This window comes from Mycolicibacterium arseniciresistens (assembly GCF_030519285.1).
Classification (GTDB): domain Bacteria; phylum Actinomycetota; class Actinomycetes; order Mycobacteriales; family Mycobacteriaceae; genus Mycobacterium; species Mycobacterium arseniciresistens.
In genome coordinates this window covers 77,162-97,193 of record NZ_JAUMSQ010000001.1, presented here as the reverse complement: position 1 = coordinate 97,193, position 20,032 = coordinate 77,162, and the positions used below count along the sequence as shown (strand labels likewise).

The window sequence follows — 20,032 nt, the reverse complement described above, 5'->3', positions numbered from 1 at the left end:
CGGTCAGCGTCGCGCTCTGGTGCTGCATACCGGCCAGGCACCCCAACCCTGCTTCGCCCGTGTGATCTCGGCGATCGCGATCTGCTCTTCTCGAGTGGCCAGGTCGGCCCGCGGCGCATAACGCAGTCCGCCGTGGCCCTCCCAGGTGCTCTGTGTGAACTGCACGCCGCCGTAGAAGCCGTTGCCGGTGTTGATGGCCCAGTTGCCGCTTGATTCGCACGAGGCGAGTGCGTCCCATGTCGCGCTGTTCCTCACCGGCGGCACCTGGGTGCCCGGCTTGGCACCGACCCGGTGTACCTGCGCCAGGGCGGGTGTCACGACATTGTGAGCGACCAGCCGTCGGCCGACCTCACGCCCGTTGACCGTCGAGACGGCAAAGGTGACGTCCTGGGTGCCAGGCCTTCCGCGGTCCTCGACGACGCGGCGGCTGAGGTTCATCGTCGGGTCGTGGATGCGCCGCAGCGGCGCATGCAGGGCTGTGCGTGCGGCGACCTCATGGGTTCTGATGCGGGTCACCACGATCCGCATGCCCGCGGCGACCGGCGTAGACGCCGGGGGCACCACCTTGTCGTCCTGCTGGAGCGGCGCGCCGGCCGCTGCCAGCAGATGCCCCACGGTGGTTGCCGCCAAGCGTCGATCGCCGGCCATGCCGCCGTCGATGATGTGCACCTGTTTCGGGCTCACCAACGGCAACGCCGTGCCGGCCAACGGCAGGCGGCTGGCGCGAGACATCGCAACGGGCGCATGGTCGCTCATCGACAGCCGCTCGAGTGCCTCGTCAACGGTCAAGGCAGTCGTCCACACCTGCTTGCCTGGTTGACCGTCGATCGACACCTGCAGCGGGCGACCACGTCGCAGCACGATGGTGTCGGACTGGCGGATCCGCTGATCGGTGCCTGGCTGGAGCTCGTCGTGCTCGCCCACGGCGTAGCCGTTTTCCCGCACCACGTCGATCACGCGCGACTTCATCGTCGATACCGTCATCGACGCGTCGTCGACCGACAGCGTGACGCGCTTGTGCACCGCCACGGCGTAGCCGCCGGCAAGCATCAAAGCCGACAAGAGTGCGCCGACCAGCGCACGTTGCACCGTCGATGTGGCGGTGGTCGTTCTAGCCTCGTCCTCGGCCGTATCGGTGCGTTCGGCGTCGTCCAGCAGGGTCACGGCCTTCTCGGCCAGGCTGTTCGTCGTCCCGCTCAGCGCGATCCGGCCCAGCCGGAGCACACCAGCGGCCCGGCACAACACCAACGCCTGCACGAAAAGCGGTGTCAGCGCAGCCAAGTGCCGCCTACGGAACCGTGCGATCTCTCGATGGTCCGGGGCCTGCCCTGCGGCCAGCCACCGGAAACACGCATCGTCGACACACTTGCGTTCGATCTGCCGCGACGAGCGCACCCCGGTGATGTAGCCGTAGAACAGGACGCCCAACAGCAGACGCGGATCACATGCCGGCGTGTCGCGCCCGTCGGCGTAGGCGGCCCGAATGGGGGCGAGTTCCAAGTGCTCGTCGACCAGGTCCGCAATCAACCGGGCCAGTTGCTCGGACGAGATCCCGCCGTTCAGGGACGGCGCCGATCTCCGAAGATGGGTGGATACCCGAAACAGCGTGTTCAGCAGAGGGTTTCGACCCCGCGAGACGCGCATCTGCCCGCTCACCAAATCTACCTCGAACAATCCATCGGCACGGAGTTCATCAGCCACCAATCATGCCCCCCAACCGATTCCCAGCCGATCACCCCGCCCGGCGTGTTGAGCGCCGAGACCGCAGGGTCGCCATGCCGATGGCGCCGGCGAGGATGGACAACGCGAGCGCCAATACCCAGTTGCCGAACCGTTGGAACGGGGTGGTGTGCGAATCGAGCGGGACCTCCACCACGATCGCCCCGCGTTCAATGGCGGGGTACCAGGCGAGTTGTCGGCCTCGTGCGTCGAAGGCAGTGCTGATTCCTGACAGCCCGGTGTGGACCGCTGGGTGCCCCACCTCCGCGGCGTGCACCGCGGCCTGGCTGGCCAACTGCGCCTGCGCCCAACTTCCTTGGTACGTCGAGGTGGAACTCTGATACACCAGCAGCTGCGCGCCGCGCTGCACCTCCCGGCGGGGAAGGTCGGAGAAGGTCGTCTCGAAACTGATCAGCGGTCCGATCGCGAGCCCCCCGACGGGCTTTTCCGGGTCGGCACCCGCCGGCCCTCCGGTGTGCAATACGACCTGTCCACTGCCGCGCCGTCGGTCCTCGGCCGCCGCCTCGGTGTGCCGGGTGGCCCAACCGAGCAGCGGCCGCAGCGGCACGTACTCGCCGAATGGCACCAGCCGCGTCTTCGAATACGCGCCGCGCGATCCGTCCGGTCCGATGAGGACCGACGACTTCGAGATTCCGCCCGCGCGGTCACGGGCATCGACGTTGACGAGCAGGTCCGCGCCGACCCGTCGGGACAGGGCCGCCAGGCGCGCCATGGCCTCCGGCTGCCCGCTGAGATCGACCCCGACGCTGCTCTCGCCCCAGACGATCACGTCGAGCCGCCGGCCCGCGAGAGCCGCGGTCAGCGCTTCGCCGGCCGCCTGACGAGCGACGGAGTCCTCGATGTCGCCCGGCTGAACAAGCGCCACCCGTACCGTCGACCCGGCCGCAGGAGCCGGTCCCAGCCAGAACCACGCCGGACCGAGCGCCGCACATGCCAGTGCCACCGCTGCCGCGGTGACGCGGACGGAGACGCGCCGATGCAGGATCGCACCGGCGATCGCGGTGTTCGCGCCGACGATCACGAAACTTGTGAGCCACATGCCGCCGAGTGAGGCCGAGGCGAGCGTGGCCGGCTGGTTCCACTGCGACGCGCCGAGCAATGCCCATGGACCACCCAGGCTCGGCCACGATCGCACCGCCTCGGCCACCACCCATGCACTGGGTGACACCACCATGGCCGCGAAAGTCCCGCGGGCCGTGATCGGTTCGCGCAGAAGCAGATACGCGGCCACACCCCACGGCATCCACAGCGCCCCGAGTCCGATGGCCAGGACGATCAGCAGCGGCCCGGCACTCGGCAGCAGCCAGTACTGGGTGGCCGATACGTAGCCGGCCATACCGCAGCACGCCCGCAGAGCGGCCGCGCGGGCGGTCGGCGCCGCACGCACCACCAACAGCAGCGGGACGATGCCGAACCACGCCAGCCACCACCACGACGGCGCGGGGAACGCAAGCGCCGGCAGCGCGCCGGCGAGCACTGCCGCCGCGAGGCCTGACCACGTTCGGCTCACAACGCGCACCGCCTATGCGTCGCTCGACGTGTCCGATCCCGTCGGCTGGTCGGTCGCACAACCCCAGTCTGCCGGGCGCCGGGGCGCGTTACGGTGGATCGACCATGCAGGTCTTGACCGCTCCTGCGAGTTTCGGTCACTCGGACTGCGAGCGCATCCTCGGCGCGGCGCTGGCGCAGCCCGTGCTGGCCGTCACCAGCCTGGCCTACGTTGCGGCCGGAATGGCCGTGCTGTGCTGGGCCAGGCGGTGGAGGGCACCACTTGCCGGTGCCGCCGGAGTGACCCTCGTGGCGGTCGGGGCCGGCAGCTTCGCCTTCCACGGGCCCCAGCCGTCCTGGGCCGAGCCCGCGCACGACTGGCCGATCGTCGCCGTGGGTGCGGTGTACGCCGCCGTGCTCGCCCGGAACCGGCGCCCGGGTTGGCGGTCGCTCTGGGCGGGTGCGGCCGGGGTCTTCGCCCTGGGACTGGCCGCCTACGCCGCAGGACGCTCGGGATCACCGTTATGCCGACCCGACAGCCTCTGGCAGTTCCACGGCGCCTGGCATGTCCTCTCTGCCGCTGCGGCCGTATTGGCCGCCCGCGCCATGGCGCCGGGGCGGGCACCGTCGGACATGTCCCCGTGACGACGAACCGGGCCCCGGCGGCGCTGCGCGGGACGAAGCAGCATGCAGGCCGGTCGCCGAAGTGTGCGACCCGCAATTTGTCGAAATTGTGATCGTCAGCAACGTTGGCAGGGTCTACTTGCAGCGCACGAGCAGCACCAATTATCTGACGCGTCAAATATCAGCAAACGCTGCCGACAGAGGAAGCGACATGAACACCACCAAGATGATGACGCACACCGTCGCCGGGGCGTTGATCTCGGGCGCCATCGCGGCGGTCGGGTTGGGGCTGGGCGCAGGTTCCGCCGCCGCCGAGAATCCCGCCGGCAGGTGGTGCCCAGGCCAACCGGTGCCGTTGGGTCCGTTATCGGACTTCGGCTGGGACGACAACGTCTGCCACGACTTCTGGTACGTCCCCTTCGGGGAGGGCAACGTCCCCATCACGAACATTCCCACCGGCGAACCGGTGAAGAGCCATATCTGGATCGGTTCCCCACCCGGGCGGACGCCGCCTCCACCGCCCGCACCACCGGCACCGGGTTCTTACTGCGCGACCAACCCGGTTGGGTGCCATTTCTTCGGCCCATATGGACCGGGCTCATAACCGCTTGAAGAGATGGCGCCGGGTCAGCGGCCCCATGAACGCCGGAAACGCAACCAGGTCAGAGACTGTGTCTCGGTCTCGGCGTTGCCGCAGCTGCGTTCATGACCGGCATCGCGTTCGGGGCAAGCCCGCTTGCCAGCGCAATTCCCGAGGGCACCATCACGTCCGAATGCAAGTCCGCGGGAGGCACGTACGAGACGAGCGTAGGACCGGACGGCAACAGGTACTCGGATTGCACCTATACAGACGTCGGCGGTGGGCTGCACATCGACCAGTACAAGAACGGCAATTACACGGGCGCGGTTGAGTAGGGCGAAATCGCGATCAGCCCAACTCCACGGACCGGGCCAAGACTGTACAGCGGGCCCGGTCTTTCGTCCTGGCCCGCGTCGTTTGTGGAGCTGCCTGGATCGAACCAGACGCTGAAACGCGATGAGCTGGGCGAACGCCTCAGACCACCCGCCAAACGACGCAAACTGACTCGAAGCCCGGACAACGTCCCGATGACCGGAAGGCAACCGTCGGTGAAAGCGTCTCGCCCCTTAGCGTCAAGAGATCACCGCCGCCTCGAGGTGCGACACCACTGCGCGGCTGGAACGCCTCAAGCTAGGAGGAGTGTCGTCATTCCGAGGGAGCTTCGTCTGATCGACGGCCGCCGGCGATCGGTCGAGCCGATGACCGACCAGGTGGCAGTCAACCGGGAAGCGCTTCCGGCGGTGCCGTCGAAACGGGGACCCCGACGTGAGCGCATCGTCGCCTCGGCACTCGCGCTCGCCGCTGAGGGCTACGACGCCGTCCACATGCGAACGGTTGCCGAACACGCGAAGGTAGCGACCGACACGGTGTACCAGCACTTCACGTCGAAGGACGACCTGCTGGTCGCGGCGCTCGATCGCTGGCTCACCACCTTCGAACCGGCATCCGAATCCGGATCGCAACCAGTCACCGATCCGTCACGTCAGCTGTCCCACGTGCTGGACGTGCTCACCCGGCGGCTGTGGGGTAACCCGCTCTGCGCGGATGCGGTGATGCGCGCGTACCTCTCGTCCGACAATTCAGCAGCATCATACGTGGATCAGGTTCGCGACACCTTGACGCGCATCTTCACCTCGGCCATCAGCCCTCGTCCGGCATCGGCGGAGCGGACCGAGATCGCCGGCCTGGTTGCCGACGTATGGGTATCGAACATGCTCGCCTTGGTGCAGGGCCGCGCGACGACGGCCGAGGCAGGACAACGTCTACTACGAATCGCTAGAGCGCTCAGCCGATCTGACAGCGGCGGCGACTGCTTTCCTCCTGTTCGGTTCCCGTGATCGGGCATCTAGATGCCGGCGCGTTGATCGCACCGGCGCCGGATCAATTCTCCCTACCCAGTTGAACATTCCTGGCGCCCCGAGGTGCCGCCATCGCCTTGACATCCATATCTCCGAGTGAGCCCTGTCCTATTTCGGCATTGTGCGCATGCGCGAAGTGGTGCAGCCCGAACACCGAGTCGATTGCGTTGCGCAGACCCATCTGGTCCTCACATTGGTTGACCGCCTTCTTGGTGAGGGCCAACCCGAACCGCGGCATCGTCGCAATCCGCGACGCGAGCTCGAACGTCGCGCTTTCTAGGGCGTTCCTCGCCACAATCCGATTGACCATGCCGACCTCGTAGGCCCGTCGAGCATCGAATCGGTCACCGGTGTAGAGGAACTCCTTCGCGAACCGCGGTCCGAGCACCCATGGGTGCGCGAAGTACTCCACGCCGGGAATCCCCATGCGAACGACGGGATCGGAGAAGAAGGCATCGTCGGCGGCGATGATGAGGTCACAGACCCAGGCGAGCATGAGTCCGCCGGCGATACACGCCCCGTGCACCATGGCGATCATGGGTTTCGGAATCTCCCGCCAGCGCCGGCACATTCCGACGTAGACCTCCATCTCGCGGGCGAAGCGCTGGTCTCCCCCGGGCTTGTCGACGTGGTCCCACCACAACACCGCCCGGTTGTCGTAGGTGACGTGGTGATCCCGCTCCGGTGTGCCGATGTCGTGTCCGGCGCTGAAGTGGTCGCCCGCGCCGCCCAGCACGATGACGGCGACGTCGTCGTCCTCGACGGCCCGCTGGAAGGCGGCGTCCAAGGCGTAGGTCATGACGGAGTTCTGTGCGTTGCGGTACCGCGGTCGGTTCATCGTGATGACAGCGATACGGTCACTCACCCGGTAAGTCACTACGTCCTGGTCATCGAGCACCATGTCATCGTGGACCGTCCCGAACCCGACGTCAGACGCGGCGTCCGCTGACCGGAAGTCGCCCACCTCACATCAGCGGCCGATGAAAGGCTTGAGCCATGACCACCGATCTCGAGATCCCTCTTCAGGAAGTGTCGACGCCGGCCGGAACGCTGCGCTACTACGACACCGGTACCGGCAGGCCACTGTTGTTCTTGCACGGTTCTGGGCCGGGCGTCACGGGGTGGCGCAACTTCCGCGGTATCCTTCCCGCATTCAATGGCGACTTTCGTTGCCTCGTACTCGAATTCCCCGGCTTCGGCGTGAGCGACGACCAGGGCGGGCATCCGATGGTCACCGCACAGGGCGTCGTCGCGCCCTTCCTCGACGCACTCGAGGTGGACCACGTCGACATCGTGGGCAACTCGATGGGCGGCGGGGTTGGGATCAACTTCGCCATCCACCATCCGGACCGCCTTCGGCGCCTGGTCACGATCGGCGGTATCGGGACGAACGTCTTCAGCCCCGGCCCCAGTGAGGGCATCAGGCTGCTGCAGGAGTTCACCGAGGACCCCACTCGTCAACGGCTCGTCGACTGGCTGTATTCGATGGTGTACGACCCCGAATTGGTGACCGACGAACTGATCGAGGAGCGCTGGCAACTGGCGACCGATGCCGAAACGCTGGCCGCAGCGCGACGGATGTACGGAAAGGCGGCGTTCGCCCAGATGATGGCGTTCATGCGCAGTTCCGATGTGCCGTTGCCGTGGGCGCAGATGCACAAGGTGGCTGCGCCCACGCTGCTGACGTGGGGCCGTGACGACCGGGTCAGCCCACTGGACATGGCGCTGATCCCGATGCGCACGATCCCGAGCGCCGAACTGCATGTGTTCCCCAATTGCGGCCACTGGGCGATGATCGAGGCGAAGGCGGCGTTCGAGGCCACGGTCCGGTCGTTCCTGCTGCGCAAGTAGCACGATTTCCGCGCGGGCGGGATGTCGGACTCAGTCGGCCTTCAGCAGGGCGAATCCTTTGTAGCCGGCGTCGGCGACCTCCGCGCAGATATCGAGGTAGACACCGAATCCTCCGATGAACAGCATGAACACCCGCGGCTTGCCGGGCACGTTCGCACCCATGTACCAGGAGTCGGCCTTGGTGAACAGCGTCGCCTCGGCGCGCCGCGCCAGCTCGGCGCCCCACTCGTCGACAGCTTCCTTCGTCGCCTCGATGGCCGTGTACCCGTGGTCGTCGAGATGGCGGATGCAGCCGGCGATCCAGTTCACATGCGCTTCGGCGTGCAAGACCATGTTGGCCAGCACGGCCGGCGCCCCCGGCCCGGAGACGACGAACAGGTTCGGGTAGCCGTCGACCCCTAGGCCTAGATATGTGCGTGGCCCGTCGCGCCAGTCGTCATTGAGCGTCTCACCGCCGCGCCCCGCGATCTCCATCTTGCCGAGTGCACCGGTCATCGCGTCGAAACCGGTTGCCAGCACGATGGTGTCGACGTCGTAGTGCGCGTCAGAGGTGTTGATCCCGTCCGCGTCGATCGACGTGATCGGAGTTCTGCGGACACTGACCAGTTCCACGTCAGGGCGGTTGAAGGTTTGGAAATAGTTTGTATCGGTGCAGATGCGTTTGGTGCCGATCGGGTGATCAGAGGGGATGAGCAGCTCGGCAACGTCGGGGTCGTCGATGACGGCTCTGATCTTCTCCTCGTAGAACTTGCGAGCTTCCTCGTTGGCCCTCGAGTCGATCATCTGATCCCGGAACGTCTTGGAGAACAGCACCCCGCCGAGTTGCCAGCGCTTCTCGAACGCGGCCCTGCGCTCCTCGTCGGACACCTCCATGGTGAGTTTCGGGTGCGCAACGTGCGGAGAGCCGCCGCCGCTCTGCCAGGAGAGCCGGCGCCGCTCGGCGTAGGTGGCCTTGACCTGCGCGACGTCCTCGGCGCTGAGGGGGCGATTACCCGCCGGCACGCTGTAGTTGGGCGTCCGCTGGAACACGTAGAGCTGTTCGGCCTGCTCGGCGATGATCGGAATCGACTGCACCCCGGATGATCCCGTGCCGATGACCGCCACTCGCCGACCGGTGAAGTCGACGCCTTCGTGCGGCCAGTCGGCGGTGTGATAGATCCTGCCGCCGAAGCCGTTCAGCCCGGCGAACTGCGGAGTGAGCGCCGCAGACAGCGGGCCGGTGGCCATGAGGCAGAACCGGGCGCAGACCACAGCGCCGGTGTCCGTCGTGACCGTCCAGCGCAGCGAGTCCTCGTCGAGGACGGCCGAGGTGACTCTTGTGTTGAACGTGATGCCTCGGCGCAGATCCAGCTTGTCGGCGACCCAGTTGATGTAGCGCAGGATTTCGGCCTGGGTCGCGTACTTCTCGGTCCACGTCCACTCCTGCTGGAGATCATCGGAGAACGAGTAGCAGTAGTCGACGCTTTCGACGTCGCATCGCGCACCGGGATAGCGGTTGTAGTACCAGGTGCCCCCGACGTCGGGCGCCGCCTCGAACACCCGAACCGTCAGACCCTGTTGCCGCAGCTTGTGGAGAGCGTAGAGGCCGGCGAAGCCGGCGCCGACGACCACGGCATCGACGGCTTCGGGCAGCAGGTCAGCGGTGGTGGCCACGAGAGTCGAAGGTAGGCGTCCCGCACGCGCGGAGGGTGAGCCCGTCCCGGTCACCGGACGTCGCGTTCATGGCGTCCCGGCCATCGGACTCCGGAGTCGCGCACCGCATGAACCGCCAGCAGCATCAGCGTCGTGTCTTCGCCACCCGAGTCTCGCAGCGTGAAGCTCACCGTGACCGATGTCATCGAGGAGAGCCACGACGCCCGCTCCCTGATCTTCGCCGTCGCAGAACACGAACAGCGTCAGCTGAACTACCGGCCCGGCCAATTCCTGACCCTACGGGTACCCGGCCAGGACAGTACGTCGGTGGCCCGCTGCTATTCACTGTCGAGTTCACCGCACACCGATCAGTTGCCCAAGGTGACGATCAAGCGGGTTGACAGCGGCTACGCATCGAACTGGTTGTGCGACAACGTCAATCCCGGTGACGTCATCGAGGCGCTGCTCCCGTCTGGGGTCTTCACGCCGGCGGACCTCGACGCCGATCTGCTGCTGTGGGCGGCCGGCAGCGGTATCACCCCGGTGATATCGATACTGAAATCGGCGCTGGCTGAGGGCACCGGCCGGGTGACACTGATCTATGCCAACCGCGACGAGCGTTCGGTCATCTTCGCCGAAGAGTTGGCTGACCTCGCTATCCGCCATCCCGACCGGTTGACGGTGGTGCACTGGCTGGAATCCGTGCAGGGATTGCCGCAGCAGCCGCAACTCACCGCCCTCGCGCGCTGTCTCGGAAACGCCGAGTCCTACATCTGCGGCCCCACGCCGTTCATGGCCGCCGTTGCGGCCGCGCTCGCGAACGCCGGTGTCCCACGCAGCGCCGTGCACACCGAGGTCTTCCAGTCGCTGACCGGCGATCCCTTCGCGATCGCAGAACCACCGGTCGTCGACCCCGCCGTCGATCGTGAGGCGGTCACCGTCCGGGTCAACCTCGACGGACAGCAGCACACGTTGCGTTGGCCCGCCAGGTCGACCCTGGTGGACGCGATGTTGGCCGCGAATATCGATGTGCCGTACTCCTGCCGGGAGGGCCAATGCGGCTCGTGCGCCGCGACCCTGCTACGCGGCGAGGTCGACATGCCGACCAGTGACATCCTCGAGTCCGACGACGTCGAGGCCGGAACCATCCTCGGCTGCCAGGCGCGGCCGGTGTCAGACGACATACACGTCGAATTCTGACGCGCCGTCCATTCACCGGGATCAGCCCACACGTCGGTGCCCTTCGCGGTAGACCATCCAAGACAGCCTCACGAGAGAAGGACACCTCATGACCGAGCGGGTAATCGACCGGGTGATGGAACTGGCCGACCAGTTCAAGGAGCAGGCCGTCGAGGCCGAGAAGTTCGGCCAGCTGTCGGATGCCACCGTCAAGAACATGAAGGCAGCCGGATCGATCCGCCTGCTGCAGCCGGCCGAATACGCCGGGTTCGAGGTGCACCCCCGCGAGTTCGCCGAGACCGTGATGGCCACCGCGGCGCTCGACCCGGCGGCGGGGTGGGTCAACGGCGTGGTCGGCGTGCACCCCTACCAGCTCGCGTACGCAGATCCTCGAGTCGCACAAGAAGTCTGGGCTACCGATGTCGACACCTGGATCGCATCACCCTATGCCCCACAGGGGGTGGCCAAGCCGGTCGACGGCGGCTACTTGTTCAACGGCCGCTGGCAGTTCAGCTCCGGCACCGACGCGTGCGACTGGATCATCCTCGGCGCGATGGTCGGTGACGCCGACGGCAAACCGGTGATGCCGCCGCAGATCCTGCACATGATCCTGCCGCGTAGCGACTACGAGATCGTCGACGACTCGTGGGACGTGGTCGGTCTGCGCGGCACGGGGTCGAAGGACGTGATTGTTCGCGATGCGTTCGTGCCGGCATACCGCACGATGGACGGCTTGAAGGTGATGGACGGCACCGCGCAGATCGAAGCCGGCATGACGAAGACGCTCTACAAGATGCCGTGGTCGACGATGTTCCCGCTGGGGATCAGTGCCGCCACGATCGGCATCTGCGAGGGTGCGCTGGCGGCGCACCTGGACTACCAGCGCGAACGTGTTGGCGCCAACGGCACCGCGATCAAGGACGACCCCTACGTCATGTTCGCCATCGGCGACGCTGCAGCCGACATCGAGGCATCCCGCCAGGCGCTGCTGGCCAACGTCGACCGCGTCTATGACATGGTCGACGCAGGCAAGGAAGTCAGCTTCGCCGACCGTGCGGCTGTGCGGCGCAGCCAGGTGAAGGCGGTCTGGCGGGCAGTCGCCGCGGTCGACCAGATCTTCTCCCGCTCGGGCGGCAACGCACTGCGCATGGACAAGCCGCTGCAGCGGTACTGGCGCGATGCACACGCCGGCGTCGCCCATGCCATCCATGTCCCCGGAACCATCTACCACGCCTCGGCGCTGAGCTCGCTGGGGGTCGACCCGCAGGGGCCGCTGCGGGCGATGATCTGACCTCTAGGACACAACATGACAGCACTCAAGAGCCTCGGATACGTCACCGTCCAGACCGCCGACATCGATCGCTGGCGCCACTTCGCCTTCCAGGTGCTGGGTTTCGCAGAAGGACGCGGATCCAACGAGTCGGCGCTGTACCTGCGGATGGACGAGCGAGCAGCACGCATCATCGTCACCCCGGGAGACACCGACCGCATCATGACCGTCGGCTGGGAGGTCCGTGACCGTGCCGGCCTGGAGGACGTCAAAGCCGCCCTCGACGGCGCGGGCGTGCCCTTCAAACAGTTGCCGCTGGAAGAGGCGGACGCACGCCGCGTCGAAGAGGTCATCGCCTTCGACGACCCGGCCGGCACTGCGATCGAGGTCTTCCACGGACCGGTCCTCGACCACAGTCCGGTGATCACTCCGTTCGGGGCACGGTTCGTCACCGGAGCACAAGGGCTGGGACACGTGGTCCTGCCCGCACTGGACGCCAACGGCCTGTTCGAGTTCTACACCGGTGTACTCGGGTTCCGGTCCCGCGGCGCGTTCCGCGTGCCGGTGCCACCGGAGTACGGGCCGGTGCGTGTGCGCTTCCTCGGCATCAACGAGCGCCACCACAGCCTGGCGATCTGTCCGGCGACAACCCTTCGCGATCCCGGTCTGGTCCACCTCATGGTCGAGGTCGACAGCCTCGACACGGTCGGGCAGGCGCTGGACCGCGTCGGCGCCGACGGTTACCAGTTGTCGTCGACGCTCGGCCGGCACACCAACGACAAGATGGTGTCCTTCTATGTCCGGGCACCGGGCGACTGGGACATCGAATTCGGCACCGACGGCATGCGCGTCGACGAAACCTACTACACTGCAGAGGAAATCACCGCCGACAGCTACTGGGGTCACCAGTGGGTGAGCGACCTGCCGGCAGCGATGCGGCCATGACGCCCGACGCCGACGTCAGCCCGGTCTCGGCGTCCACGATCAGCCATTGGGATCATGAGGCGGACGTGGTGATCGCCGGTTACGGCATCGCCGGCGCCGCCGCAGCGGTTGAGGCCGCCCGAGCGGGTGCGGATGTGCTCGTGCTCGAACGGACCGGCTCCTGGGGCGGGGCGGCCGCCATGGCCGGCGGCTTCATCTACCTCGGTGGCGGGACGGCGCTGCAAAAGGCCTGCGGCTTCGACGATTCCGTCGAGAACATGGCGGCGTTCCTGAACGCGGCGATGGGTCCCGGCGCCGACGGCCGCCGCATCGCCGACTACTGCGAAGGCAGCGTCGCCCACTTCGACTGGCTCGTCGAAAGCGGTGTGCCGTTCAAGGCCGAGTTCTTCGGTGAGCCGGGCTGGGAGCCGATGGGCGACCAGGGTCTGATGTACAGCGGCGGGGAGAACTCCTATCCGTTCAACACCATCGCCACGCCGGCACCCCGCGGACACGTCCCGCAGATGTCGGACAAGAAGCTGGGCGAGGCCAGCGCCGGCTACATGCTGATGAAGCCGCTGGTCGAGACCGCCACCGCGGCCGGGGCCCGGGCGCTCTACGACGTGCGGGTGCAAACCCTGGTGGTCGAAGCCGACGGCCGGGTGGCTGGAATCCGCGCCCGGCAGTACGGCACCGAGGTGACGATCCGCGCGCGCCGTGGCGTGGTGCTGGCCACTGGCAGCTTCGCCTACAACGACGCGATGGTGGCGCAGTACGCCCCGCGTATCGCCGGACGCCCGGCGGCGTCGATCGAACAGCACGACGGTCAGGCGATCCGGATGGCCCAGGCGCTCGGCGCCGACCTCGCCCACATGGACGCCACCGAGGTCGCGATCTTCATCGACCCGCAGCAGTTGGTCCGCGGCGTCCTCGTCAACGAACGCGGCCAGCGCTACGTCGCCGAAGACACCTACCCGGGCCGGGTGGGCCAACTGACGCTGTACCACCAGAACAACACCGCGTACCTGATCATCGACGGCGACGCCCAGGAAGAGGCGATGGCATCGCTGTCCCCACAGTTGATGATGCGTCCGCCGACGTGGGTGTGCGAGACCGTTGCCGAACTCGAAGCCGAGATCGGGTTGGCGCCCGGATCACTTCAGGCCACGATCGCCGCCTACAACGACGGGGCAGCGCGGGGTGAGGATCCGCTGCTGCACAAGAAGCCGCAGTGGCTGCGCCCGGTCGGCTCGCCGGTCGGGGCGATCGATCTGCGGGAGAGCACCGGAGGATTCACCCTGGGCGGCCTGCAGACTTCGCTGGACGGCGAGGTGCTGCACGTCAGCGGCGAGCCCATCCCCGGCCTGTTAGCCGCCGGGCGCTCGACCGCGGGCCTTGCCGCGTGGGGTTACGCCAGCGGCATCTCGCTGGGCGACGGCAGCTTCTACGGGCGACGCGCCGGCCGTCGCGCTGCCAAAGGCTGACCGCCACCCAGCCGGAACAAACCGTGGCGTCGTCCTCGTGAGCCGGGTAGACGACCGGTTGACCGGCGCTGCCTCCTGATGGCCTCGGTCACATCGAAACTCCGGTGTGACACGGCGCACTCTTGTATGATACAAACAGGCATATTCCTATTAGGCATATGCACTCAGCGAGGAGATGTCATGACTGCAGTCCCCGTCATCCAGGAATCCACTACGCCCAGCGCGGTCATCGATCGGGTGTCGCTGGTGCTCGACGCGTTCGACGGCCCGGGCAGACTGACGCTGGCTCAGATCGTCCGCCGCACCGGGTTGCCCCGGTCGTCGGCGCACCGCATGCTCGAGCGCCTCGTACAGCTGCGGTGGCTGCGCCGCAGCGGTCGTGACTACGAACTCGGAATGCGGTTGGTCGAACTCGGCTCACTGGCCGTTCACCAGGACCGGCTGCACCGCGCCGCCGCCCCGCTGCTGCACGACCTGCACCGCGCCACCGGCCTGGTGGTGCACCTGGCCGTGTTGGACGGCGCCGACGTGGTGTACCTCGAGAAGATCGGCGATCGTATGGCCGCCGCACTGCCCAGCCGTGTCGGCGGGCGCCAGGCCGCGCACTGCACCGCGATCGGCAAGGCCATGCTGGCGTACAACGCCGACGCGAGCGACGAGGTCGACCTGTCGAATCGTCGCACCCGGTACTCCATCGGAAGCGCCGCCCAACTCGCCGGCGATCTGGCCAAGGTCCGGGCGCACGGCGTCGCCTTCGACCGGGAAGAAGCGCTGAGCGGATTCGGCTGTGTCGCAGCGCCGATCGGTGCCCCCGGTGACGCCGTCGCTGCACTGTCGGTGTGCGGGCCGATGAGCCGGATGGCCTTCGACCAGCGCCTCGCCGCACCGGTGCGGATGACCGCCATGGGCATCTGGCGCAACGTGGAAGGCGGTCCGCAGCGCGTCGCTCCCACGCTGCAGCAGGTGCGCCCGCTGCGCGGCGGACCCGCGCACCGTCCGCTGCACGAGTCGGCCGCCCTGCAGCTCGCATGACGCTCGACCCTCAGATCGCCGAGATCATCGACGCTCTCGACGGCGGATTCCCGGCCGTCGAGACGATGACCGGTGAACAGGCGCGCGCAATCATCCGATCGCGTTTCGTCGCACCGGCCGAACCGGAACCGGTCGGCAGTGTCAGCGATCGGGTCGTCGACGGTCCGGGTGGCAGCATCCCGGTTCGGGTGTATCACCCCACCGGAGCCGCGGCCGGATTGCTACCGGGCCTCGTCTACGCCCATGGTGGCGGATTCGTGTTCTGCGACCTCGACAGCCACGACGGGCTGTGCCGAGACCTGGCCAACCGACTCGGCGCGGTGGTGGTGGCGGTCGACTACCGCCTCGCACCCGAGCACCCGTGGCCGGCGGCGGCGGAAGACGTCTACGCCGTCACCCGGTGGATCACCGACAACTGCATCGAACTCGGCGTCGACACCGGCCGCATCGCGGTGGGCGGCGACAGCGCCGGCGGCAATCTGGCCGCGGTGACCGCCCTGATGTCTCGCGACCGCGGGGGGCCGGCGCTCTGCGCTCAACTGCTGATCTATCCGATGATCACGTCCGACTTCATCACAGAGTCCTACCAGCGCTACGGAAGCGGCTTCTACAATCCCGAGTCCGCGCTGCGCTGGTACTGGGACCAGTACGTGCCCGACGAGGCGAGCCGCACCGACCCCTACGCCTCCCCGTTGCACGCCGATCTGCACGGGCTGCCGCCGGCGGTGGTCGTGATCGCGGGACACGATCCTCTGCGCGACGAGGGCGTTGCCTACAGCGCAGCGCTGACCGCTGCCGGAGTGCCCACCGTGATGGAGATGTTCGACGGCGGCATCCACGGGTTCATGACAATGCCCAAGTTCACGATCGCTCAGACAGCGCGAGCTCGATTGTGTGAGCAGGCAGCGAGTCTCATGGCCGGAGTAGCGGCGCGTGGGTGAGGGTGCGGTGTACGTCATCGACCGCGTGGTCACCCGGCCGGGATGCGCGCGGCGCTTCGTCGACGCCTACCTCGCCGGGTACGCACCGGGTGCTCGCAGCCGCGGTATGACTCTGGAGCATGTGTTGGTCAGTCCACCCATCTGGTTCGAGGAACATCCGAATACGGTCACCGCGACGTGGTCACTGCCCAGCGCGCAGGCCTGGTGGGAGATGACGTGGCAGGGGCGCCCGGATCCGGCGATCGGTGAGTGGTGGGAGAGCATCGGCGACCTCGTTCTCGAGCGCAGCCGCAGCGTTGCCTCCGCCGCTGGTGACGTGGACGCCCTCTGCGATGTCTAGTGTCATCCGACTGGTCGAGACGGCCGACGAGCATCGGGACCGGTTGCTCGACGAACTGCGCGACTGCGCCCGCGAAATCGGTGCCGAACGGGCACTCGTGCAGCCCACGCTGCCGGGTGTGCGCAACGGCGGAGACATCCTCATCCACCTCAGATTCTCGGGGACCGCTACCCGGGCGAAGGGTGTCAAGGCGATCGATGACCTGCTGAGGGACACGGCGGTGCGACACTACAACGGCGCCACCTACGGCGGCGTGCCGGTCGCAGGCGCCGACGGGAGGGGCGCCGTGTACCGGACGCTGCTGCTGCGGGTGCGCCCCGGCACCGACGACATGGTCGTCCAGCAGTTCGAGAACGACCTGCGCCTACTCCCCCGCTACGTCCGCACCATTCATTCTTGGCAACTCAGCCGGGTCGAGGACGCCGTCGGCGCCTCTGCGTGGACGCACGTGTTCGAGCAGGCGTTCACCGACCTCGACGGCCTGATGGGCCCCTACCTGATGCACCCCGTCCATTGGGCACGCGTCGACCGTTGGTTCGACCCGGAGTGCCCGGAAGCGATTGTCCGGGAACGCGTCTGCCACAGCTTCTGCCGAAACGTCGAGAACTGAGCTCGGACCGTAGGCGTACATATGCCGTCACCGGCTCGGGGACTTCGGCGACCCCGGACAGCTCGCCGACTGGGCGCAACTCATGCTCTCCGATGCTGCCAAATTTCTTTGCGGCAGTGTCCTGTTCGTCGACGGCGGCACCGACGCGCATTTCCGGCCCGACGACTGGCCCAACCCCGTCCCGGCGCGTCGGCTGGTCGGCTACCTGCGGCGTTTCCGGAACTAGACCCCGGCCGGGAGGATGTTCGGATTCGCCGTCGCGGGCGGCTCGAACGGGGGCAGTAGACCCGTCCCGTCGAGGCTGTGCACCGGCAAGCTCTGTGACCACGGGTAGTGCAGGCTGAAGGCGACCAGTCCGGTGCGTTCGGCGGCGGGCAGGTGGCTCATCGCCAGCACGGTTTCGGCGAGGTACTCGACAGGCTCGGTCGGGAAAGTGTCCGGGATCAGGTCCGAGGCGCCCGGCGTACGCACCGCGGTCGAGGGCCCCACGCAGTTGACGGCGATGTTGTCGTCGACCAACTCGGCAGCCAGGCCTTGTGTGAATCGGTGCAGCGCCGCTTTCAGCGAGGCGTACACCACGTCTCCGGAACTCCTGTTGTACTCGCGAAAGGGGCGCACCGGCGCCATGCCGGTGACCGAGCCGATGTTGACGATCCACCCGCCACCGCGGCTGCGCATGTGCGGAATCGCGGCCTGCGACAGGACGAAGGGCGTGCGCAGGTACTGCTCGACAGTGCGGTCGAACGTGTTCATCGCCATCTTTTCGATGACCGAGTAGTCGGCATAGCCGGCGTTGTTGACCAGGATGTCGAGTCGGCCGGTGTGTTCGATGACGTTCGGTATCAGTGCTTCACGCTGCACGGTGTCTTCGAGGTCGGCCGCAAGGCCGATGGCCGTGCCACCTGCCGCCTCGATGAGTGCAATCGTCTCGCCGATCGTCCCGGGCAGCGCAATCGCCCCTCCCGCGCGCACCGAGGGCGACGGCGTGTGGGACCGCGCAGTCACCACCACGGTGGCGCCCTCGGCGGCCAGTCGCTGGGCGATCGCCCGTCCGATCCCCCGGCTGCTTCCGGTGACCAGTGCGGTCTTATCCCGCAGCAGATCCGCCACCGGATTCTCCTTGTCGGCCGTCCAATACGAAATGCTCCTCGATCGGCGCCCGGTGCTGATGCCAGACGTCGACCAGCCGCCACGGGGTCGACACCACCACCCGTCCCGAACCCGACCGGTAGTAGGTGTGCGCGTTGGGGGTGTGGCACCACACCGTGCGCGACATGGCGTCGTCGATCTGCGCCACGTAGTCGTCGTAGGCCTGCTGCGTCACTTCCATCGTCGTCGCGCCGCGCATCGCCATCAACTGCAGGCACTCCACGATGTAGTGCGCGAGCACCTCCATCGAGAAATTGGCGCCGGCACCGTGGCCCGGGCTGTAGTTCGGCGCCGAGGTGATGAACAGGTTCGGGAAGCCGGGCACGGTGCCGCCCCGGTACGCACGAGGGCTGTCGCCCCACTCTGCGCGCAATGTGCGCCCGTCGCGTCCGCGGATGTCCACCGTCGACAGGAAGTCGAGGTGATAGCCCGTGGCGTAGATGATCACATCGAGGTCGATCTGTCGACCGTCCTGCGTGACGATTCCTTCTGCGTTGACCGCTGCGGGCTCACTGGCCTCCACGTCGACGTGGTCGCGGGTCAGCGCGGCGTAGTAGCCGCCGGGATCGCGGATGATGCGCTTGCCGTACGGCGCGAAATCCGGCGTGACCTTCTTCGCCAGTTCTGTTCCCTCGCCGAACATCCGGTCGATGTACTCCGTGCACATCTGCAACAGCACGTCGTTCGCCGGAGAGATCGACAGATGCTCGGCGGCCCACTCCGGGTCTCGCAGGATCACGGGATAATTGTTGTCCGCGGTACCCCAGTACGACTTGAGCCGATGCCAGTTGGCGTAGTACGGCAGGTGTCGTCCGAGAAAACGGCGGAAGTCCGGAACGTCGTCGGAGAGCCGTTTGCGCGGTGCCACCCAGTGCGGCTGCCGTTGGAACACGGTCAGATGGTCGACCTGATCGACACAGGCATCGACGATCTGCACCGCTGTGCAACCGGCGCCGATGATCGCCACCCGCTTGCCGGTCAGATCCAAGGCCGAAACCCACCGCGCGGAATGCACGCTGACACCGGCGAAGCTCTCGCGGCCGGGAAGGTCCGGCCAGCGGGGACGATTCAGGTAGCCCGCAGCGGTGATCACCACCCGGGCGTGACTCACCTCGCGGTGACCCTCGCGAGTCACCGAGTGGATCTGCCACTGCCGGCGGTCCTCGTCCCACCACAGCGCCTCGACTTCGGTACCGAACCGCGTGTGCTCACGAAGCCCGTACCTGTCGGCGAGTGACACGAGGTAGGCCTGGTATTCCGCGCCCTGCGGGTAGTAGTTCGACCAATCCGGGTTGACCTCGCGTGACAACGAGTAGTACACCGACGGGGTGTCCACCCCGATGCCCGGATAGGTCGTCGTCAACCAGGTACCGCCGACCTCGTGGTTGCGATCGTAGATCTCGTAGGTCACGCCCGCATCCTCGGCAGCCAGCGCATTCACGATGCCGGCGATACCGGCGCCGATGATCGCGACCGTCGTGGTGGACGGAATCGGCACATCACGCGGGAGCGCAGGTTGCGACAGCTGGAAGCCGCCCTGCTCGAGCAGCAGTGGGACGAACTCGTCGTCGACATCGGAACCGAGGGCGAGCGGGAGCAGGCGGCTGAAGAGCACCTCGTCGACGGGCACCGGTGCCGCTTGAGCTTCGACGGCGCTCACCAGTGCCGCCACGATCGCCTCCATGGTGTCGGAGTCGGTGACACCCCTCTTCTCCGGAGGGTCGGGTTCGTGCGAGATCTTCGGCGCGAACCGGTCGAGCACCGACGCGTCATTGGTCATCTGTGCCAGCACCGCCACCAGTACGCCCGGATCCGCCTGCCGCAGGTGGG

19 protein-coding genes and 2 pseudogenes are annotated in these 20,032 nt (G+C 67.2%); 14 read left to right on the top strand and 7 right to left on the bottom strand.

The annotated features are described in order from the left end of the window. Positions 1–3: 3 nt before the first annotated feature. The 3 genes and pseudogenes from Q2100_RS00500 to lnt all read right to left on the bottom strand — a co-directional run bounded on the left by Q2100_RS00500 (position 4) and on the right by lnt (position 3,259). Positions 4–1,089, bottom strand: a complete 1,086-nt coding sequence (locus Q2100_RS00500) for a resuscitation-promoting factor (protein ID WP_407667554.1) — start codon at positions 1,087–1,089, stop codon at positions 4–6. 177 nt (positions 1,090–1,266) lie between these two features. Beyond that, positions 1,267–1,644: pseudogene (locus Q2100_RS31800) on the bottom strand (transposase); the annotation flags it as partial. 88 nt (positions 1,645–1,732) lie between these two features. Next, positions 1,733–3,259: an apolipoprotein N-acyltransferase gene (gene lnt, locus Q2100_RS00495; RefSeq protein ID WP_407667552.1), complete on the bottom strand. Its 1,527-nt coding sequence runs from the start codon at positions 3,257–3,259 to the stop codon at positions 1,733–1,735. A gap of 95 nt (positions 3,260–3,354) precedes the next feature. Between lnt and Q2100_RS00490 the strand changes: the two genes are divergently transcribed. The 4 genes from Q2100_RS00490 to Q2100_RS00475 all read left to right on the top strand — a co-directional run bounded on the left by Q2100_RS00490 (position 3,355) and on the right by Q2100_RS00475 (position 5,769). Next, positions 3,355–3,873: a hypothetical protein gene (locus tag Q2100_RS00490; RefSeq protein ID WP_302912377.1), complete on the top strand. Its 519-nt coding sequence runs from the start codon at positions 3,355–3,357 to the stop codon at positions 3,871–3,873. 190 nt (positions 3,874–4,063) lie between these two features. Further along, a complete protein-coding gene (locus Q2100_RS00485; RefSeq protein ID WP_302912376.1) occupies positions 4,064–4,456 on the top strand; it encodes a hypothetical protein in 393 nt (130 codons plus the stop codon). A 101-nt stretch (positions 4,457–4,557) separates the two neighbouring features. Continuing rightward, positions 4,558–4,767: a hypothetical protein gene (locus Q2100_RS00480; RefSeq protein WP_302912375.1), complete on the top strand. Its 210-nt coding sequence runs from the start codon at positions 4,558–4,560 to the stop codon at positions 4,765–4,767. 363 nt (positions 4,768–5,130) lie between these two features. Next, positions 5,131–5,769, top strand: coding sequence for a TetR/AcrR family transcriptional regulator (locus tag Q2100_RS00475; protein WP_302912374.1), 639 nt, complete (start codon positions 5,131–5,133; stop codon positions 5,767–5,769). Between the two features lie 43 nt (positions 5,770–5,812). Here the strand turns inward: Q2100_RS00475 and Q2100_RS00470 are convergent, their stop codons facing one another. Beyond that, positions 5,813–6,691 (bottom strand): enoyl-CoA hydratase, encoded by an 879-nt coding sequence (locus tag Q2100_RS00470; protein WP_302912373.1) that lies wholly within the window; start codon positions 6,689–6,691, stop codon positions 5,813–5,815. A gap of 95 nt (positions 6,692–6,786) precedes the next feature. Between Q2100_RS00470 and Q2100_RS00465 the strand changes: the two genes are divergently transcribed. Beyond that, on the top strand, positions 6,787–7,641 hold the full coding sequence (locus tag Q2100_RS00465) for an alpha/beta fold hydrolase (RefSeq protein WP_302912372.1): 855 nt from the start codon (positions 6,787–6,789) through the stop codon (positions 7,639–7,641). 30 nt (positions 7,642–7,671) lie between these two features. Here Q2100_RS00465 and Q2100_RS00460 read toward each other — a convergent pair whose 3' ends face one another. After that, positions 7,672–9,294, bottom strand: a complete 1,623-nt coding sequence (locus Q2100_RS00460; protein ID WP_302912371.1) for a flavin-containing monooxygenase — start codon at positions 9,292–9,294, stop codon at positions 7,672–7,674. A 123-nt stretch (positions 9,295–9,417) separates the two neighbouring features. On the opposite strand from Q2100_RS00460, the gene Q2100_RS00455 reads away from it, so the two are divergent. From Q2100_RS00455 to Q2100_RS00415, 9 genes and pseudogenes are all read left to right on the top strand, one after another. Continuing rightward, a complete protein-coding gene (locus Q2100_RS00455) occupies positions 9,418–10,473 on the top strand; it encodes a ferredoxin--NADP reductase (RefSeq protein ID WP_302912423.1) in 1,056 nt (351 codons plus the stop codon). An 88-nt stretch (positions 10,474–10,561) separates the two neighbouring features. Beyond that, entirely contained in the window at positions 10,562–11,743 is a 1,182-nt protein-coding gene (locus tag Q2100_RS00450) for an acyl-CoA dehydrogenase family protein (RefSeq protein ID WP_302912370.1), read from the top strand. A gap of 15 nt (positions 11,744–11,758) precedes the next feature. Then, a complete protein-coding gene (locus Q2100_RS00445; protein ID WP_302912369.1) occupies positions 11,759–12,667 on the top strand; it encodes a VOC family protein in 909 nt (302 codons plus the stop codon). Beyond that, the gene (locus tag Q2100_RS00440; protein ID WP_302912368.1) at positions 12,664–14,130 is read left to right on the top strand and encodes an FAD-dependent oxidoreductase; all 1,467 of its coding nucleotides are present in this window, start codon (positions 12,664–12,666) and stop codon (positions 14,128–14,130) included. Before Q2100_RS00445 ends, Q2100_RS00440 begins: the two co-directional genes overlap by 4 nt. A 180-nt stretch (positions 14,131–14,310) precedes the next feature. Further along, positions 14,311–15,162: an IclR family transcriptional regulator gene (locus tag Q2100_RS00435; protein ID WP_302912367.1), complete on the top strand. Its 852-nt coding sequence runs from the start codon at positions 14,311–14,313 to the stop codon at positions 15,160–15,162. Then, the gene (locus Q2100_RS00430) at positions 15,159–16,103 is read left to right on the top strand and encodes a LipP1 family hormone-sensitive lipase (RefSeq protein WP_302912366.1); all 945 of its coding nucleotides are present in this window, start codon (positions 15,159–15,161) and stop codon (positions 16,101–16,103) included. The genes Q2100_RS00435 and Q2100_RS00430 overlap by 4 nt, the downstream gene beginning before the upstream one ends. Beyond that, on the top strand, positions 16,096–16,443 hold the full coding sequence (locus tag Q2100_RS00425; protein WP_302912365.1) for a hypothetical protein: 348 nt from the start codon (positions 16,096–16,098) through the stop codon (positions 16,441–16,443). The genes Q2100_RS00430 and Q2100_RS00425 overlap by 8 nt, the downstream gene beginning before the upstream one ends. Further along, positions 16,436–17,053, top strand: a complete 618-nt coding sequence (locus Q2100_RS00420; protein WP_302912364.1) for a Dabb family protein — start codon at positions 16,436–16,438, stop codon at positions 17,051–17,053. Before Q2100_RS00425 ends, Q2100_RS00420 begins: the two co-directional genes overlap by 8 nt. Positions 17,054–17,087: 34 nt before the next feature. After that, positions 17,088–17,279, top strand: a pseudogene (locus Q2100_RS00415) (SDR family oxidoreductase); the annotation flags it as partial. On the opposite strand, the gene Q2100_RS00410 reads toward Q2100_RS00415, so the two are convergent. Together Q2100_RS00410 and Q2100_RS00405 are read right to left on the bottom strand one after the other, a co-directional pair. After that, positions 17,276–18,163, bottom strand: a complete 888-nt coding sequence (locus Q2100_RS00410; protein ID WP_302912363.1) for an SDR family NAD(P)-dependent oxidoreductase — start codon at positions 18,161–18,163, stop codon at positions 17,276–17,278. The pseudogene Q2100_RS00415 and the gene Q2100_RS00410 sit on opposite strands and share 4 nt — an antisense overlap. Next, positions 18,141–19,982, bottom strand: a complete 1,842-nt coding sequence (locus Q2100_RS00405) for a flavin-containing monooxygenase (RefSeq protein ID WP_302912422.1) — start codon at positions 19,980–19,982, stop codon at positions 18,141–18,143. Before Q2100_RS00405 ends, Q2100_RS00410 begins: the two co-directional genes overlap by 23 nt. Positions 19,983–20,032: the final 50 nt, after the last annotated feature.